A 19,328-nucleotide genomic window follows, 5' to 3' on the forward strand; every position below is an offset into this window, starting at 1 on the left:
TCCCGTCCATAAACCTCAAAAATCACCCCAATTCTTATGCAATATAATGAAAATAAGCTAATTGAAATCTTTGTGAGATGCGATGATTTCTGTCAATTATTTGATAATTGGTTAGCAAAAAGGGGGGTACCTGCAAACCAAAACCAACCCTTAAGTACCTTAAGTGATAGTGAAATTTTGACACTTATTATATTCTATCATTATTCAGGATATAAATGCTTTCAGTACTATTATCAAGATTTAGTAAGGAATGTTTTAGTGAAAGATTTCCCTAAAATACCTTCATATAATCGTTTTATTGAATTAATTCCCTATCAGACTCTGAGATTACAAATGTTCTTAAAATACCTTTCTTTGTTTTCTATTAGGACGGGTAATTATTTTATTGATAGTAAGAAAATGCCCGTTTGTGATAATAGACGAATTCATTCAAATAAAGTCTTTGTAGGGTTTGCTGGTCGTGGAAAATCTTCTACTGGTTGGTTCTATGGACTAAAAACCCACCTGATAATCAATGAATTAGGTCAAATTATTAATTTCGCCCTTACACCAGCCAATATCTCTGATAATGATGACAGACTTATGAATTATATGTTTGATGGTCTAAAAGGACAATGCTTTGGTGATAAAGGATATCTAACTAAACTCTTTGAACAATACTATCTCAGAGGGCTTTTATTGATTACTAAAGTCAGAAAAAATATGAAAAATAAACTGATGAAAATAAAAGACAAAATCAACCTAAAAAAACGGGCTTTGATAGAATCTGTCAATGACATTCTAATGACTGTTTTTGACATAGATCATACCAGACATAGAAATCCTATCAATGCTATGGCTCATACTTTTGGTGGACTAATTGCATATTGCTTTTATGAGACTAAACCAGCTACTTTCATCATTAAATAAACATCGAATTCACGTTAAATATAAGTTTATCCTTACGCAAAATACATTCACTTCTCAGAGAGTCTTTTCCCAATCTACCGGTTAGCAAAAGTTTTTCAGCATTAGGTTTTTCAAGTGTCCACACCTGACTTTCATAACGGGTATTCTGGTTATCAATAAAACTAAGCGTAGCCTGCGTTTCTGTAGAATCCATAAAGTAAATAAACCTTTGTCTTTTCAAAGGGCTTTGCAGAACCCCAGCATAACCCTCAAAAAAACATCTGTTAAAGTTACTCGAATCTGTCTCCGCCATCGCTATCCATTTATCATTTACCCATTTTTCCATCTTTTCTACTCTCCAGGCTCCATAGAGTTTATTTTTTGGAGTTGTTGTTTCAGTAGTAAAAAGAGAATCCCAGATACTTACTACTGGTTGATAAAGAATAAAAAACATTAGCAATGCTTTAATGCCGTATCCAAGATACCTGAACGATTGTTTATCAGCCAAATCAGGATAATAGGGAGCCGGAACTTCCTGATTGGTGAAAAAGAATTTCCAGAGCCTATTGCTGTACTGCAATAAAATATAAAAAGCAACAGACAGGTAAGTAAATGAATTGAGCTTTACACAAACATCAAAAAAGATATTGATTAACCATACATTCAATAGCACTACTACCATCAATAATGCCCCAAGTAAGGTGGTGCGGCGAAAAAGCAGTAAGAATGCCGGAATCACTTCTCCCCAGCCTAAAAAAACCTGATAACCTTTAGAGTACCCAAAGAATGCCCAGGCCACGCGCATGGGCGATAATTCTATCAGGCGGGCGTCCATATTTGCCATTAACTGAGGAAATTGAGAAGCAAAAACTTTAGCCAGACCATAACTCATAATTATCCAGGCCAGATACATTCTGAGTAGAAAAACAAGCATTGGCTGAACTCTGTAAGCATTAGGAATCTTCCCATACAATACATTAAAAAGTAATCCAACAGCAGCTCCTATCATCGCACCATACCCTACTGCTTGATAATGTTGCGGAAAATCACCACATCCACTATTATAATTGGCCTGAAAAAATACCCCAATGGCAGCTCCGGCCACTGTAAAACCTAAAATATTATTCCAGAAACTAACGTCCAAAGGGCTAAGACTTTCATAATAACGGTAGGGTTTAGTCATTGTATGTGTAGTTTATTGTTTCCATTTTATATTACATCCCATACTTGGATATTGAATTTCTGATACTAACTGATTAGCCAGTATAGCATTCAAAGCTCCTCTTAAATCGCTCCCGGTTACGGGTTTGGGATTTTCCATTTTTGGTCGGGAATCATCTAATCTACCTCTGTAACGTAAGTTTAAAGCACCATCAAATACATAAAAATCAGGAGTGCAGGCGGCTTCATAAGCACGGGCTACATCCTGGCTTTCATCGTACAGATACGGAAAGGTAAATCCTGACTCACGGGCAAAAACTTTCATGGCTTCCGGCCCGTCTTGCGGATATTGCTCTGCATCATTTGAACTGATAGCAACAAATGAAACACCTTTAGGCTGATAATCTTTTGCCAGTTTTACCAACTCATCTTTTACATGCAATACATACGGACAATGATTGCAGATAAACATCACCACAGTAGCTTTTTCCGAACGTAAGTCGTTCAAGGAAAGCAATTGTCCTGTAATGGTATCAGGTAATATAAAAATGGGTGCCAGAGTCCCGATAGGAAGCATAGTTGATTCAGTGCGAGCCATAATTCAGTTTGAAAGATTTAAAAAGCAATTTAAGGATTTTCTTAATATCATAATGAGGATAAAAATCGTTTTAATTGTCATGGGAGTATTGAAACTGCATAGGATTTTAAAACAAAGAAACAATCCTAAACAACTCCATCAATTAAACCATTCAGGATTTTATTAATCTAAGCATTAAAATGTCTATAAAAATTATGAAAAATCAGTCAAAATTTCGTACGCTAACCTTGGTAGGTGTCTTTGCCCTGCTTACTTTGTCGCTTTCAAGTTGTGTGTATAGTAGCCGACCAGTTCGCTACTATGATAGGCCTGCGGTTGTTCATCGTCCTTATTACAGAGTTCAGCCAAGAACAAGAGTTGTGGTAGTTCCAAAATATAACAGACATCATCATCACCGTGATTACGACAGACGTTATCGTAACAATAGCCGTCATCACCGTGGAAGATATTAAGCTATATTTTGGTTCTTAAACCAGTCAATAGATTGAGGGTTTCGCATAGCGTCCAGAGAAACCGCTTTTTCAACCGGAGTGCCCATCAGGATTTTCTTGATGGGCATTTCCATTTTTTTTCCACTAATAGTATAAGGTATTTCAGGAACGGCAAATATAGCATCAGGCACATGTCTTGGGCTATATTGTTTGCGTAACTGAGCCTTAATTTGGGTTTTCAATGCCTCGTCTAACACTGCATTTTCTTGCAAAACCACATATAACGGCATAAAAAAACTGCCATCAGTTTTTTCTATACAAATTATAAGGCTATCTTTTATTTCTGCTATCGCATCAACTGCATTGTACACTTCTGCCGTACCTATTCTTACACCGTCACGGTTCAGGGTGGCATCAGACCTGCCATAAATAACAATACCCAGATTTTTAGTAATTTTTATCCAGTCGCCATGCGTCCATACATCAGGATACTTTTCAAAGTAGCTATTTTGGTATTTCTGGTTATCAGCATCATTCCAGAAGAATAAAGGCATAGAAGGCATTACCTCTTTAATCACCAACCCTCCTACCTCCTCATATACAGGTTTACCTTCATCATTCCATGCTTCGATATTAGCTCCTAACATTCTGCACTGTATTTCACCGGAATACACAGGCCAATACGGACAACCACCCATAAATGCACTACATACGTCTGTGCCACCGCTTAATGAAATCAGGTGTAGATTTTGAGAAATATTTTCATAAATCCAGTCAAAAGCCTGTGGTGGTAAAGGTGAGCCTGTTGAGCCAAGTGTCTTAATTTTAAGCTTATTATCCCTCAAAAAATGCGTATCCTGCTTCATATAATTAATGTAAAAAGCCGCTCCACCGCCAAAGTGGTCAACTCTGGCATCTTTGGTAAACTGCCATAAAACATTAATATCCGGATAAGCAGGCGAACCATCATACAAACACAAAGTAGCTCCACAAGCGAGCGATGATAGCGCAAAATTCCACATCATCCATCCGGTTGTCGAATACCAGAAATATCTTTCTCCTACCTGCACATCCTGATGCAAAGCAAGAGCCTTCAGATGTTCAATAAGATTTCCACCTGTACTATGTGTAATGGCTTTGGGCTTTCCTGTCGTGCCTGATGAATAAAGAATCCAGATAGGGTCATTAAATGCAACAGGTGTAAAAGTCAAAGGTTGATTTGGTATAGAAGATAATATCGCTTTCCAGGCCGGGCTTTCTACAATAACTGTTTCTACCAATGAGGGCAACTTACCTGATAACTCTTTTACTATTTCGGTTTTGTCAAAAACCTTTCCGCCATAATGATAATTACCGCAAGCAAAAAGAATGGTAGGTTCTATCTGCTGAAATCGGTCAATCAGGCTTTCTAAGCCAAAATCAGGCGAACAGCAAGACCAGATAGCTCCAATAGAATTTACAGCTAAAAAAATAGCAATTGTATCAGGCGTATTGGGCAGATACCCTACTACTCGGTCTCCTTTCTGCACACCTTTTTTCAGTAGATAATGTTGCAGGGCTGAAACTCTATTTTCTAAAATCTTCCATGAAATTTCGATCAAAGGCTGAATTTCAGATTGGAAGGTAATTGCTGGACGTTCAGCAGTTTTATAACGGAATATATGTTCAGCATAGCTCAATGTAGCTCCTTCAAACCATTTTGTGCCAATCATTCCGGTTGTTGGTTGGCTTAATACCGATTGGTAATTTGTGTGGCTTTTAATTTCAAAAAACTCATAGATTGACTCCCAGAATTCCGCAATATTATTAACTGACCATTGCCATAAAGCCTCATAATCTTTAAAAGATAGGTTTTTATGAATCTCAAGCCAGGATTCGTATTTCTTTAAATTGGATTGTTCGATATATGTGGAGGAGGGTGTCCAAAGAGGAATATTCATGCCTATCAATGATTTTTAGGCAATATTAGGAAGATAGTTTTATATTTTAAACAATTTTATCGCCATTCAAAATTATAGCGGGTATTTTTATATCCTTTAATTTCCATGCTGGCACTGCCAATCGGAAATTCTAATTCTATTCTGATTGGTACCCGATTTTTATCGTCAGATACCCATATTTTTATGGCATCTTCACCCTTAAACATTTCATTCTGAGGTAAAACAGGTGTCAGTTTAATCACATCAATTTTTCCGAATTTTGTTTTTACGACCCCCTTTCCATTATACTTTACTTTCATGTTGTAAATCTGGTCGTCAAAAAACATCGGCGAAGTAACGGTCTCTCCTACTCTCATTTTTGCATAATCCAGTGTTCTCAGAAAATAATACCCCGACACTACATCGTGTATATTATTAGGCAGGTTAAATGCTTTTTTCTCATTATTCTGTTCTCTCATGGCCGAATTAGCCGCATGGTCAAAAACAATAACCTGGTCTTTTTTATAATTATTCTCCTGTAAACTCATCAGAAATTTTTGCGGCAGAATAGCCGCCGTATCCAGATAAGTACGATAGGTGTTTCTGATATGAAAAAGGTCTGTTAAACCGGTAGTACGACCAAAAACATTAACTCTGTAACAAGTACGGCTATTCACAGAATATAATTGTGGACTTACTTCTACCGTAGCCTCTCCCACGGGCAATATTCCGTATTTAACCTTATATTCAAAGTATTCTCCGGCCTTAAAGCTTGTGTTGGGAATAAATCGATAGGTATCCCCCAAAACAAACGATGAGACAACGAATAAAAAACAAATCATCAATATTTTCACAAGATATTTCATCTCAATTTTTCTAAACAATAGGTATAACTAAAAAAACATGCCAATATCAGAAAACTATACTGCTCGGATACGCCTCTTTAAGGTGTGCCAGATACTTTTTAAAATCCTGATTGAATTTCGTCCGGAACTCTTCTTCAAATTGATTTTGCTTACTCTGATACGTCAGATAACCTATAAAATAGGCGTTATTTATTTGAGTAGTACGTCTTCGATTCTTTTTAAGTGATTGTTGCATTTCTCCTTTCATCAACGTATCGGTAGAAGCTATTATTTTTCCTATTAAATCAAATTTATACGAAGTTTTCTGGCTGATTGTTAAGTCTTTATTAAAACTATTATAAAGGCTATCTAATTTTTTTGCCCCTCTGATTAAATGCTTTGTGTAAGCATCACCATACTTTTTAGATAGTTTATATTTTCTTAGCTCTTCTGAATCATTACCATATTTATAAGCTAAAAATCGGATAGCACCATACTCTCCTATAAAATCGGCAAGGTTTTCATTAAACTCAAGATTATTTTTCACAAATAGTGTTCCATGTGTCAATTCATGAATAATCAAAGATGCCAACCTCGCATCTGAATAGTAAAGCATTGAACTCAGAATAGGGTCTTTCAGATACCCTAAAGTACTCCACGCCGAAACCTCATTCAATTGGGTATCGTACCCTTGTTTTTTCAATTCTGCAATCTCACTATCAGCAAGTGGCTTTTCAAAATGGCCTTTATAACTAAAAGTGCCCACTATAGGGAAATGCCATTTTTTTGCTTTCAGCTCAAAAGGCTCACAGGCCGTCATGACCCATAAAATAGGTTTGCCATGCTGGTTGTAAAAAGTTGTATAGTTTTCTGATGGATTCAAGCCTAAAGAATCAACGGCAAATTTTTTAATTTCCTGAATTAGTTCAATACGCTTCTTTAATGAGTCAGGAAATGTTTTATCGGCCATAACTTCTTTTACCGGACGGGTATTAAAGATGATTTTCAGTTGGCCTTTTGCCTGGCGAAAGCCATAAACTGCTGCATCAAAATTGAATGCAATAAAGCCTGCAAAGATTATGAAGAATACAAGAAAAAAATATTTGATAAACTTTTTGAAGCCAAGCCACATATTCGCATTAAAATTGAATCCTTAATTTTCTATAAAGAAAACTATACTCTCTTGAATAAACAAAAATAAAAGCCACTCTGTTCAGAATGGCTTTGTATTTAACATTTCTTAAAATTATCTGCTTAAATAAAGATTTCTTTCCGAATATACTTGCAAGAAGAAATCATCAGTTAAATCCTTGATGAAATAAATACCTTCTCCTGTCGATTTCATTTCTGGCCCTAATTCTTTATTTACATTCGGGAATTTATTGAATGAGAAAACAGGTATTTTAATAGCATAACCTTTTTTATAAGGTTTAAACTTAAAGTCTTTTACCTTTTTCTCACCTAACATCACCTTAGTAGCATAATTTACATAAGGCTCACGGTAAGCTTTACAGATAAATGGTACTGTTCGTGAAGCTCTTGGATTCGCCTCAATTACATATACCTTTTCATCTTTTATAGCAAACTGAATGTTGATTAATCCAACAGTATTCAGGCCAACAGCAATTTTCTTAGTATATTCTTCTATCTGGGCAATTACATTCTCGCTTAAATCAAACGGAGGTAATAAGGCATAAGAATCTCCCGAGTGAATACCCGCAGGTTCAATATGTTCCATAATCCCAATGATATACACATCTTTTCCGTCACAGATAGCATCAGCCTCGGCTTCAATGGCATTTTCCAGAAAATGGTCAATTAGAATATTGTTATCAGGAATTTCATTCAGAATTTTCACTACGTGTTGTTCTAATTCCTGCTCGTTGATAACAATTTTCATACTTTGCCCACCTAAAACGTAGCTTGGGCGCACCAGAAGAGGAAATCCTAATTCACGTGATACTTCTACGGCACGATCAGCCGAGCGGACCGTATCAAACAAAGGATAGGGAATAGCTAACTCTCTTAAACGTTCCGAGAATCTACCTCTGTCTTCTGCCAGGTCTAAAGCGTCATAAGAAGTTCCTATTATCTTAATACCATATTTGGTTAGTTTTTCTGCCATCTTCAAGGCAGTTTGTCCACCTAACTGCACAATTACACCTTCAGGTTTCTCATGCTGAATCAGGTCATACACATGCTCCCAAAATACAGGCTCAAAATATAATTTATCCGAAATATCAGGGTCTGTCGATACAGTTTCAGGATTACAGTTCAGCATGATGGTTTCATAACCACATTCTTTAGCTGCCAAAACCCCATGTACACAAGAGTAGTCAAACTCAATTCCTTGACCGATGCGGTTAGGTCCCGAACCCAATACCAAAACCTTCTTTTTATTAGAACTTACCGATTCGTTATCTGGGTTCTCCTGATTGGCATTAAAAGTAGAGTAATAATAAGGTGTTTTAGCTTCAAATTCGGCAGAACAGGTATCAACACATTTATAGACACGCTTGATACCCAAGGCATTTCTTTTACTGAAAACCTCACTTTCTTTGCTGTTTACTAAATGCGCAATCTGACGGTCGGCATAGCCTTTTTGCTTGGCAGTCAGTAATAAATCTTTTGGTAAATCATTAATTGAGAATTTCTCAATTTCTTTCTCTAATAATATCAGTTCTTCAATCTGACGTAAGAACCATTTATCTATTTTGGTAAGGTTTTGTATCGTTTTAAAAGAAAGACCTGCTTTAAACGCATCGTAGATATGGAATAAACGATTCCATGATGGATTCGCTAATGATTTTTTCAGTGCTTCCTGGTCTTTCAGTTCTTTACCATCTGCTCCTAAACCATTGCGGCGTATTTCAAGCGACTGACAGGCTTTTTGCAGAGCTTCCTGAAAATTACGGCCTATTCCCATCGTCTCCCCTACCGATTTCATCTGTAACCCCAAAGAACGGTCAGCTCCCTGAAATTTATCAAAGTTCCAGCGTGGTACTTTTACAATTACGTAGTCGATAGCAGGTTCAAAAAATGCAGAAGTACTTCCGGTAATCGGGTTAATCAACTCATCAAGGTTGTAACCAATAGCCATTTTTGCAGCAATTTTTGCAATCGGGTATCCGGTAGCTTTAGAGGCTAACGCTGACGAACGGCTTACACGAGGGTTAATTTCGATAGCAATAATTTCATCAGTATCTGGGTGCAATGAGAACTGAACGTTACAGCCACCTGCAAATTGCCCGATACCATTCATCATCTTGATGGCCATATCACGCATTTTCTGATAAATGGTGTCCGGCAAGGTCATAGCAGGTGCTACCGTGATAGAATCTCCTGTATGAATACCCATCGGATCGAAATTCTCGATGGTACAAATAATTACGATATTGCCTTTATTATCACGAAGTAGCTCTAATTCATACTCTTTCCACCCTAAAATTGATTGTTCAACCAACACTTCATGTACTGGAGAAGCATGTAAGCCGTGGTTAAGTGCTTTATCAAAATCTTCAGGGCTATGCACAAATCCACCACCAGTTCCGCCTAAGGTAAACGATGGGCGAATCACTAAAGGGAATCCTATTTCCTGTGCTATTTCTTTTCCTTCCAGGAATGAGCGGGCGGTACGGCCTTTACATACACCTATACCCAACTCCAGCATTTTTAGTCTGAACTTTTCACGGTCTTCAGTAGTTTCAATGGCCTTAATGTCAACACCTATAATCTGCACACCATATTTCTTCCATACACCACCTTTATCGCAATCAATAGCAAGATTTAGTGCGGTTTGTCCACCCATAGTTGGCAAAACGGCATCAATGGGCTTGCCCATTGCTTTGTGTTTTTCCAGAATTTCTACGATGGATTTTTTCTCCAATGGTTTCAGATAAACGTAGTCAGCATTGATAGGATCCGTCATGATAGTAGCCGGATTTGAGTTAATCAAACTCACTTCAATACCTTCTTCCTTAATTGACCTTGCTGCTTGAGAGCCTGAGTAATCAAATTCACACGCCTGACCTATGACAATGGGGCCTGAGCCTATGATAAGAATTGACTTAATATTGGGATTTTTTGGCATTTTTTTTTGTGAAGGGGTTTCGATTCGTTAATCGAAGAACAAAGGTAGTACAGAATTTTTATTTTACCATTGAAAGATTGAAAATACCTTAGAAAAGTACAAAGAAAAGATAAAAATATCTCATTAGCACAACCTATGATTTACCATTGGGCAGCCGTATCATTGAAGATATTTAATACTAATTGGTCAAGGATTTTAGGTACTAATGAGCCCTCTACCTGTGCCAGCGTTTGCTCTTGTGGAAAGTCCTGATAAAACGAAAATTCTTTTTCAAAGCTATCATCTTCACTCTTTGAATTCACAAACCTTACTTCTACTCTTATGGTTAACCTGTTAAGTGCTGCTTTATCGCTGGCAGTAGCAGCTACAGGAGTTAGCTCATACCCTGTAATTGAACCTTCTAAAAACAAATCGCCTCCGGTAGGTTTCAGTTTCAGGTTTGTATTACGCTGATAATATTCTTTTAATTTTTCGGTAAAAGTCAACGTAAGATTGGCAGGTCCTCCGGCGGTATTCATTACAAAATTCTGTATGGTAATGGTTTGTAAATCGCTTGAAAGAGTGGTTCCTGTAAAAGAGTAAATCTTGCATGAACCAAGCAAAAATGCATAAAATAACAAAAGAGACAGAATAAACCCTCTCTTTCCAAATAGCCTAAACCTTTGGTTTATTTCTTTATTATTCATCTTCAATATCATATTGCTTGATTTTTCTGTACAAGGTTCTTTCCGAAATACCTAAGTCAGAAGCGGCATATCTACGCTTGAAACCGTTTTTCTTCAAAGCCTTGATAATCATATCTTTTTCCTGTTTCTCTAATGAAAACGAATCTTCCTGCGTTTCATGCGTAATGTCCTCTATATTATCTCTGTCGTCTTGTATATCATCAATCTTGATAAACCTGTCATTATCAACAGGCTGATAGGGCTGAAACTGATTGGCTACTCCAGGGCCATACATACTCTGAGGCACAAGCGCTACACTTTCTTCCTGATGAATATTATTGAATAATTCACTATGCTGCTTCATCATTTCCGGATTTATCTGTCCTCCTTGCATAAGCGACAAGACTAACTTTTTCAAATCGGTCATGTCTTTTCTCATGTCAAAAAGCACTTTATACAATAAATCTCTTTCCGAAATACCTCCATCATTGCCTCCGTTCATGCCTTTTAGTAACGTAGGCAAACCACTCGATTGCTCCCGGGGCAGATATTTTGCCAATATCTCTGCCGAAACTAATCTGTCTGTTTCTAAAATCGTAATTTGCTCGGCTATGTTCTTGAGTTGACGGATATTACCCGGAAAACGGAAGTTCATTAATAATTGTGTAGCACTATCGGTGAGTTCAATAGGCTGGATATGGTTTTTCTCAGCAAAATCAGAAGAGAATTTTCTGAATAATAAATCAATATCGTAACCTCTTTCTCTTAATGGGGGGACATAAATCGGTACGGTATTTAAGCGGTAATATAAATCTTCTCTGAACCTTCCTCTTTCAACAGCTTCAATCAGATTTACATTGGTTGCTGCCACTACCCGAACATCTGTTTTCTTTACTTTAGAAGAACCTACCGGAATAAATTCGCCGTTTTCTAATACACGTAACAAACGTGCCTGAGTACCTATGGGTAATTCGGCTATTTCATCTAAGAAGATGGTACCCGTGTTGGTGGTTTCAAAATATCCTTTACGGTCGTCGATAGCTCCGGTAAAAGAACCTTTTACGTGACCAAATAACTCTGAATCTATGGTTCCTTCCGGAATTGCCCCACAGTTAATCGCTATAAAAGGCCCGTGTTTACGAGTGCTCAGTGCATGGATTATTTTTGAAAAAGACTCTTTCCCACTCCCACTCTCACCTGTTATCAGTACAGTAAGGTCAGTCGGAGCTACCTGTACGGCTATACTCAAAGCATAATTCAATGCAGAGGCATTGCCAATAATTCCAAACCGATTCTTAACCGATTGTATTTCTGCGTTGTTGGTCATTTTAATACTAAACTAAAACTTCTTCTACTGCCTTTCCTATCAGGGTGGCAGCTGTACACTCGGTTACCAGTACGTTTACATAGTCACCTTTTTTAAAATTCTCTTTCGGAAACACAACCATTTTATTCTGGTCATTTCTTCCACATAAATGTTCTGCCGAACGTTTAGAGAATCCTTCCACTAAAATTTTATGCACTTTACCAATAGCCATCTGATTACGCTCTAATGAATGTAGTTGTTGCTTGGCAATCACTTCAGTCAATCGTCTGTTCTTTACTTCAGCTGGTATATCGTCAGTGAGCTTTTTGGCTGCCGGCGTATTAGGTCTTTCTGAATACGCAAACATGTATCCGTAATCATATTTCACATAATCCATCAATGAAAGTGTATCATGATGATCCTCTTCGGTTTCTGTACAGAATCCGGTAATCATATCTTGCGAAATCCCACACTCTACGCCAAGAATCTCACGTATTCTATCAATCTTACCCATATACCATTCACGGTCGTACGTGCGATTCATCAAATCAAGAATACGGCTACTACCGCTTTGCGCTGGTAAGTGAATATATTTACAAACGTTCTCATGCTTCTTCATGGCATAAAGCACATCGTCTGTAATATCTTTTGGATGAGAAGTAGAGAACCGTACACGTAAATCGGGATTAATTGAAGCTACCATTTCCAGCAGATTGGCAAAAGTGGTAGTATTCAGTTCTCCGTTTACCCCTTTCCACTTATAAGAGTCAACATTTTGCCCTAAAAGTGTAACCTCCCTATATCCTTGTTCAAAAAGCTCAGTAGCTTCTTTTACAATCGAAAATGGGTCACGGCTTCTTTCACGCCCACGGGTGTAAGGTACCACACAAAAACTGCACATATTATCGCAGCCCCGCATAATACTTATAAATGCCGTAACACCGTTCGAATCTAAACGAATGGGTGTAATATCGGCATAGGTTTCTTCTCTCGACAAAAACACATTCACTGCTTTTTGCCCGTCTTCTACCTCATTAATCAAGTTCGGCAAATCACGATAGGCATCAGGGCCTACTACCATATCTACAATTTTCTCTTCTTCCAGAAACTTGGTCTTCAATCGCTCTGCCATACAGCCCAGTACGCCAATTTTTACCTGCTGGCGTTTTTTCTTCATTGGTACCAGATGTTGCAGGCGGTTTCTGACCTTCTGTTCGGCGTTTTCACGGATAGCACAGGTATTCAACAGAATCAATTCTGCTTCTTCTATCTTAGAGGTAGTCGCAAAACCATTTTCCCGTAGTATAGACGCTACTATTTCGCTGTCAGCAAAATTCATCTGGCATCCATAGCTTTCTATGTATAGTTTGCGTTTATTACTACTTTCTTCATCAACACTTACACGTGCTACATCTAAATCTTTCTTATCTTCTTCTTTCAGAATTTCTAATCTGCTGGTTATTAAACTCATGATTGCTACCTTGATTTATCAAACACAACCCAATTGAATAAAATAAAGTTCTTCTGCTCTTCAACCGGATTGCTGAATTAAGACACAAATTTACTATAATACTGACAGATTGTCAGAAAAAACTCAATTAATTATTCTTAATTGGGCATTTACACGCTTTTTCTCCTATCTATTTTCAATAATCCTTTGTAATTTGCCACACATTCAACCTTATAACCTGTTGTCCTTATGCCTTTGCTCATTACTATTATTGGGCTTATTATCCTTATATTGCTCATTTCTTATTTCAAACTCCATACATTTCTTTCGTTTCTGGTTGTAACATTAGGCGTAGGTCTGGCTTTACAAATGCCTCCTGCCAAGATCATGAATGCTGTTCAGCAAGGTATTGGTGGCACGCTCGGCTCTATTGTCTCAATTATTGCTTTGGGAGCCATGTTGGGCAAATTAGTGGCACAAAGTGGGGCAGCGCAAAGAATTTCTACCAGAATGATGGATATAATCGGAACAGGTTATGTGCGTTGGGCTTTCATGATTACAGGATTCATAGTAGGCCTACCCCTCTTCTATTCGGTGGGGTTCATGCTTTTGGCACCTTTGGTAATTACGGTATCTTATCGGTACAAATTACCTGCGGTTTATATTGGCATCCCTATGCTGGCTTCACTTTCGGTTACCCAGGGCTATTTGCCTCCCCACCCTGCCCCATTAGCTATTGTGAAACAATTTGAGGTAGATATGGGGTTAACACTCTTTTACGGAATCATCGTGGCTATTCCGGCAATCCTTGTTTCGGGGGCATTGTTTGGTGGTACGCTAAAAAAATACCTGACCTTACCCAACAAAGCCTTTATTGCGCCTGAATTAACCAAAGAACAGATGCCTTCGGCTTTCATGAGTTTTCTATCTGTGTTGTTACCTATTCTGCTAATCAGTATTTCTACTATTATTCTCCCTTACTTTGTCAAAGATTCTTTTCTATATCAGTTCTTTGCATTTGTAGGAGACCCTATCGTAAGTATGTTTATTTCAGTGCTATTCGCCATTTATGCTCTGGGAATCAAACAAAGTAAAAGCATGGAAGAGATAACAACCCTGTTGGGTGATTCTATCAAAGAAGTAGCTATGTTGTTTTTGATTTTCGGAGGAGCAGGGGCTTTAAAACAAGTATTGACTGATGGCGGAGTAAATCAGTCAATTGCCTCTATGATGCAGGCTTCATCCCTGCACCCATTGATATTAGCCTGGGGCATGGCCGCTATCATACGTGTGGCCGTAGGGTCGTCAACTGTTTCGGGCATTACTACTGCCGGATTCGTAGCACCTATATTAGCTTCTACCCATACCGAGCCGCATCTGATGGTATTAAGCATTGGTGCAGGGAGTATGATGTTTTCTCACGTCAATGATTCGGGCTTCTGGCTATTCAGAGAATATTTTCAGCTTTCTATGGCTGAAACACTCAAAACATGGTCTATCATGGAAACACTTGTATCTGTATCAGGTTTGGCAGGTGTAATGCTACTGAATGTTTTTATTGGATAAATACCTTTTAAAAAGGATATCCTATGGCAAAATGAAAAACAGGATAATAATCGTTATTTCTCCCAAACCGGGTTTTATCTAAAACAAATCGGTCTCCCTCCTCTCTTGAGGGGTCAATTACCTTTACACCCCAGTCGAAACGAGCCACAAAATAATCTAAATCCAGGCGGATACCTGCCCCTGTGCCCACAGCAAATTCTTTATAGAATCGTGTCCAGTCAAAATTGGCTTCATTGAATTTAGACGAAATCTGATACCATTTCCAAACATTTCCTGCATCTATAAATAAGCCGGCATTCCAGTTACCGATGAATCTAAACATATATTTGCGGTATTCTATGCTACCTTCTAACAGAATATCTCCGGGTTGCTGAAAGAAACGGTTACCAACTGTTACCCCTTGCGCTGACCCAGGGCCTAACGAACGTGGTCGCCAGGCTCTAATGCTATTCGGCCCACCAATAAAAAAGTTCTTTTCAAAGGGTAACGCCTGATTATCTCCATAGGGATGTGCTACCCCGACGTTTACCCGGTATGCCCACGAATCCCGTGAATTAATCGGAAAATATTTCCTGAAATCAACATTTACCTTAATAAACCTGAAATAGGCTCGTTGAATAGTATCCAGTGGAAATAACTGGTCAATAAAATTGATTTTACTTTTATTCGGAAAAAAATTAAGGGTAGTGCCACCCGATTCTACAAAAATCCTCAGATACCTTGCCCTGATATTTTTGCCCTGTACCTGATTATTAAAAATATAAGTAGCGTTAATACTCGAAACGAATTGGGGGTCAAATAATACTTTCAGATTATTGCCACGTGCTGCCTCTGAAGTTAGAATAGAATCAAAAGTAAAACTTTTGTAGGGTGTATTAATCAGGTTAATATCAAACGGTGAAATCTGAATAGTTTCATATTTCGATTTCAGCCATGAATAATTTCCTGTCAGACGAAAAACCTGTCTGCGATACAATTGCTGTGCTGAATTATTATAACTTAAAGCTACCTGCGTGCGTGGGCTTTTCAGGCTTAACATATTGGCAATTCTATTGAAAAAAATAATCTTCGGGAAATTGAATGCCAGATTTGCCCCTAATTCACGGCTTCGCTGAACCGTTGTATCTAACCCCGGCTGACCTTCCAAATTGGCTCTTAAACCAAGTTCTGTGGTTTCCAGCACGCTTAAAAGGTTCCTTGCTCTTAATGAAACATTAGCTCCTCCGCCTAAAATCCCATTGATATTATTCACATCAAAATTATATGAAGCAGTATATTTAGGGTTAGTAGGAGCAATAATATCTGTTCGTAACCGGTTATCAGGCAATTGAGTAAAACGAATATTGGCAAATGCAAACTGGTCAAGACCATATAACTGGCGGTTTGTTTCGTTCACCAACGAAATTCTGAAAAGCTGATTGGGTCTGAGCAGAATCTTTTTATCTAATAATCTCGCGGGGAACCTTTTACCTATAAAAGTAAAATTAATTCCATTATAAGTGGTTTGCGTAGTATCTCCCCTAACTGTCGGGTCGTTTGAAGGGTCAGCAGAAATAAAGTTTACTGATTCAAAGTAGAACTGCTCATGCTGATTTCTTGCAATCGGGTTTCTTATCAGCATTTTTACATTAACTCTGTAATTCCGCTTGATATAGTCTGTGGTATCAATCTCTGTCGAAATATAATTTTTAGCTATAAAATTATAATACCCTTCGTCTTTCAATAATAGTTCTATCCTACCCTTCTCTAATGTAATATTATTCATATCTACATGTTGCCCCTGTTTTATCATGGCAGAAACTATGGTAACTTTTATAATGCTATCTACACGCGGGTCTTTAATATCATAAGTAATGCTATCTATATAGTAAGCATTTTTTTCATCTACCTGATAAGTGATTTTTATCCCTCGTTTATTACTGACAGAGTCAATCTGATAGGTAACTATGTTATCAAAATAGCCTTTATTATAGATATATTTCTGAATGGTTTCAGAAGTACGTTTAATAGCCGCCTCAGTAATTTTAGCAGGTGGTTCACCTACGTTTTTCATCCACCAGTTTTCTCTGGTCTCTAATCGGTCTTTATAAATGTTTACTTTACGCTGATACCTTGCCCTCTTTTTTTCAATATCAACATCAAAATTAGCAGAGTCAGGTAAGGCTTTAAGTTTAGCATTCCATTTATCATGTCGGCTCTTAATTTTAGCCGAATCGTAAAAGGCTTTTCCCAGATTATACAAGCCTACATAAGGGGTAATGGGTAAATTAAACGGGCGACGATTTGGCTTTTGGGTAGGTGGAATCAGGTATTCCAATTCCTCAGTTGAAATTTGTTTATTACCTTTGAACGCCAGACTGTGTAATCGGTACTCACTGGGTTCTAATTGTACTTTGCGTGAACACGAGATAAAGAGTATGAAAAGCAAAGGCAGGTATTTAATTTTATCAATCAAGACATTTGTTTGTGCTTTTGGGGTTCTGGTATGTCTTGGTGATAAATAAGAAAAACGCATAAATTATATTGATATGTTTTCTAAGCAGCAACAAAAATACGTTCAATCCTTACAAATAAAAAAATATCGTCAGGAACACCACACTTTTTTAGTAGAGGGTTCTAAAAGTGTGCTGGAATTAATGGATTCTGATTTTCAGGTTGAGCTGTTGCTATGTACACCTAAATTCTTTGAAGAAAACGAAAAAAAACTAAAAAAAATATTAGTTGAACAAATTTCTCAGACAGAATTAGAGAAAATAAGCACCCTTCAAAGTAACGATGCAGCTTTAGCTGTGGTAAAAATGAAACCCAACGTCAGTTTGCAGGCTGATTCTGAAGAATTTGTTTTAGTTTTAGACGATATCCGAGACCCGGGTAACCTGGGTACCATTCTGCGTATTGCCGATTGGTATGGTATCAGAAAGGTCATTTGTTCTGATACTACCGTTGATTTTTATAACCCTAAAGTAATAGCAGCCTCAATGGGTTCTTTTACCAGAATCCAGACCTTTTACACCAATCTGCAAGCCTATTTTGAAAAGATTTCCAGTCAGAAACCTGCGGTTATTGGTACTTTTCTGAATCATGAAAACCTGCATCAATTCAGCTTTCCTGATGCCGGATACATTGTTTTAGGAAACGAATCGAATGGCATCAGTGCAATAGTCGAGCAGCTTGTTACAAGCAAAGTAACTATTCCCCGGTTTGGTCATGCCGAATCTCTCAATGTAGGCATTGCAACAGCCATTGTTTTAGATAATTTAATGAGAAGAAAATAATTCTGCCATGAGTAAAACTTATTTTGAAGAAGTATCTTTTGAAAAAGTTGATTTTTCTACAACACCATTAGCTAAAGGTGAATACGAAAACTGTACTTTCAACAACTGTAATTTTGCCGACTTACATTTATCAAATTATACTTTTACCGAATGCGAATTTAAAAATTGTAATTTAAGTACGGCAACGCTCTCAGGTACTTTTCTGAGAGACATTCAGTTCAAAGACTGTAAACTTCTGGGAATCCATTTCGAACAGTGTAATCCTTTTTTATTTCAGGTAAGTTTTGAAAATTGTTTGCTAAACCTTTCTTCTTTCTATAAAAGAAGCCTCAAAAAAACCAGGTTCAGAAATTGTACCTTACAAGACGTTGACTTTACAGAAGCCGACTTGAGTAATGCTGTTTTCGAAGGATGTGATTTGTTTAAAAGCAAGTTTGACAATACCAATCTTGAAAAAGCTGATTTCAGAACATCATATAATTACTCAATTTCTCCGGCAATCAATCGTATCAAAAAAGCGAGATTTTCAAAAGAAGGCATCATCGGGCTTTTAGATAGCTATGATATTATCATAGATTAAACTACTTTGATTTCAAATAGTCCTAAAGTTGTTCCCCAATAATGTTTGGGCAGGTCCTCTGATGGGGTTATTGTTTTTTTGCCAACATTCGCATATCCGGCATTCTGATAAACTTCATGCAGTTGGCATTATCCTGCCATGTATCTAATCTTACATAAGCTATCTGATTAGCTCTGGCATAATCAATAGCCCAGTCAGTAATTAGTTTAGTAAACCCCCTACCCCTGAAATCAGGGTTGGTAGAAATACGATGAATATAAATAGCCGAATCTACATCTTTTTCGTCCCATATGGCAGGGTCATGATAGGCAATCATAAATACGCAGGCCACTTCGTTATTAATCACAATTTTCCATTGCCTGTTGTCTTCAATTTCTTTTAGTACCATCGCTTTATCAAAGCCTTTCCACACCAAATCACTTACTGCTTTTTGGTGAGCAATTGCACTATCATATAAATTCATTAAGGTATCTAAATCGTCAATTGTAGCGTTAATAATTTCCATCATACTTTATTTTTTTGCAAAAATTTGCATAATAAAATTATTCTCCAAA

Annotated in this window: 16 protein-coding genes; 5 read left to right on the forward strand and 11 right to left on the reverse strand. The window is 37.5% G+C overall.

The window, feature by feature from the left end; all coding sequences use genetic code 11:
* Positions 1–36 precede the first annotated feature (36 nt).
* Positions 37–909: an IS982 family transposase gene (locus EWM59_RS06175; protein WP_229239262.1), complete on the forward strand. Its 873-nt coding sequence runs from the start codon at positions 37–39 to the stop codon at positions 907–909.
* Here EWM59_RS06175 and EWM59_RS06180 read toward each other — a convergent pair.
* Together EWM59_RS06180 and EWM59_RS06185 are read right to left on the reverse strand one after the other, a co-directional pair.
* Positions 902–2,071: a hypothetical protein gene (locus tag EWM59_RS06180; RefSeq protein ID WP_130020078.1), complete on the reverse strand. Its 1,170-nt coding sequence runs from the start codon at positions 2,069–2,071 to the stop codon at positions 902–904. The two genes, EWM59_RS06175 and EWM59_RS06180, sit on opposite strands and share 8 nt — an antisense overlap.
* Before the next feature lie 12 nt (positions 2,072–2,083).
* Positions 2,084–2,647 (reverse strand): thioredoxin family protein, encoded by a 564-nt coding sequence (locus EWM59_RS06185; protein ID WP_130020079.1) that lies wholly within the window; start codon positions 2,645–2,647, stop codon positions 2,084–2,086.
* A gap of 179 nt (positions 2,648–2,826) precedes the next feature.
* Here EWM59_RS06185 and EWM59_RS06190 point away from each other — a divergent pair, with 179 nt between their 5' ends.
* A complete protein-coding gene (locus tag EWM59_RS06190; RefSeq protein WP_165372114.1) occupies positions 2,827–3,099 on the forward strand; it encodes a hypothetical protein in 273 nt (90 codons plus the stop codon).
* On the opposite strand, the gene EWM59_RS06195 is transcribed toward EWM59_RS06190, so the two are convergent.
* From EWM59_RS06195 to miaB, 7 genes are all read right to left on the reverse strand, one after another.
* Positions 3,096–5,018, reverse strand: coding sequence for an acetoacetate--CoA ligase (locus EWM59_RS06195; protein WP_130020081.1), 1,923 nt, complete (start codon positions 5,016–5,018; stop codon positions 3,096–3,098). The genes EWM59_RS06190 and EWM59_RS06195 overlap by 4 nt on opposite strands.
* Before the next feature lie 56 nt (positions 5,019–5,074).
* Positions 5,075–5,863: a DUF3108 domain-containing protein gene (locus EWM59_RS06200; protein WP_130020082.1), complete on the reverse strand. Its 789-nt coding sequence runs from the start codon at positions 5,861–5,863 to the stop codon at positions 5,075–5,077.
* 46 nt (positions 5,864–5,909) lie between these two features.
* Positions 5,910–6,974, reverse strand: a complete 1,065-nt coding sequence (locus tag EWM59_RS06205) for an aminopeptidase (RefSeq protein ID WP_130020083.1) — start codon at positions 6,972–6,974, stop codon at positions 5,910–5,912.
* A gap of 114 nt (positions 6,975–7,088) precedes the next feature.
* Positions 7,089–9,932 carry a carbamoyl-phosphate synthase large subunit gene (gene carB / locus EWM59_RS06210; protein ID WP_130020084.1) on the reverse strand — a complete coding sequence of 948 codons (2,844 nt, stop codon included), beginning with the start codon at positions 9,930–9,932 and terminating at the stop codon, positions 7,089–7,091.
* 140 nt (positions 9,933–10,072) lie between these two features.
* Positions 10,073–10,534 carry an LptE family protein gene (locus tag EWM59_RS06215; protein WP_229239290.1) on the reverse strand — a complete coding sequence of 154 codons (462 nt, stop codon included), beginning with the start codon at positions 10,532–10,534 and terminating at the stop codon, positions 10,073–10,075.
* A 76-nt stretch (positions 10,535–10,610) separates the two neighbouring features.
* Positions 10,611–11,924 (reverse strand): sigma-54 interaction domain-containing protein, encoded by a 1,314-nt coding sequence (locus EWM59_RS06220; RefSeq protein WP_130020086.1) that lies wholly within the window; start codon positions 11,922–11,924, stop codon positions 10,611–10,613.
* Positions 11,925–11,931: 7 nt separating this feature from the next.
* Positions 11,932–13,374, reverse strand: coding sequence for a tRNA (N6-isopentenyl adenosine(37)-C2)-methylthiotransferase MiaB (gene miaB, locus EWM59_RS06225; RefSeq protein WP_130020087.1), 1,443 nt, complete (start codon positions 13,372–13,374; stop codon positions 11,932–11,934).
* A 228-nt stretch (positions 13,375–13,602) separates the two neighbouring features.
* Here miaB and EWM59_RS06230 point away from each other — a divergent pair, with 228 nt between their 5' ends.
* Positions 13,603–14,919 carry a gluconate:H+ symporter gene (locus EWM59_RS06230; RefSeq protein ID WP_130020088.1) on the forward strand — a complete coding sequence of 439 codons (1,317 nt, stop codon included), beginning with the start codon at positions 13,603–13,605 and terminating at the stop codon, positions 14,917–14,919.
* A gap of 7 nt (positions 14,920–14,926) precedes the next feature.
* Here the strand turns inward: EWM59_RS06230 and tamL are convergent, their stop codons facing one another.
* Positions 14,927–17,434 (reverse strand): translocation and assembly module lipoprotein TamL, encoded by a 2,508-nt coding sequence (tamL, locus tag EWM59_RS06235; RefSeq protein WP_130020089.1) that lies wholly within the window; start codon positions 17,432–17,434, stop codon positions 14,927–14,929.
* Positions 17,435–17,447: 13 nt separating this feature from the next.
* On the opposite strand from tamL, the gene EWM59_RS06240 reads away from it, so the two are divergent.
* Positions 17,448–18,194, forward strand: coding sequence for a TrmH family RNA methyltransferase (locus tag EWM59_RS06240; protein WP_130020090.1), 747 nt, complete (start codon positions 17,448–17,450; stop codon positions 18,192–18,194).
* Positions 18,195–18,201: 7 nt separating this feature from the next.
* Positions 18,202–18,774: a pentapeptide repeat-containing protein gene (locus EWM59_RS06245; protein ID WP_130020091.1), complete on the forward strand. Its 573-nt coding sequence runs from the start codon at positions 18,202–18,204 to the stop codon at positions 18,772–18,774.
* A gap of 67 nt (positions 18,775–18,841) precedes the next feature.
* Here EWM59_RS06245 and EWM59_RS06250 read toward each other — a convergent pair whose 3' ends face one another.
* The gene (locus tag EWM59_RS06250) at positions 18,842–19,282 is read right to left on the reverse strand and encodes a GNAT family N-acetyltransferase (protein WP_130020092.1); all 441 of its coding nucleotides are present in this window, start codon (positions 19,280–19,282) and stop codon (positions 18,842–18,844) included.
* Positions 19,283–19,328 lie beyond the last annotated feature (46 nt).

The organism is Emticicia agri, from assembly GCF_004168285.1.
GTDB lineage: Bacteria > Bacteroidota > Bacteroidia > Cytophagales > Spirosomataceae > Emticicia > Emticicia agri.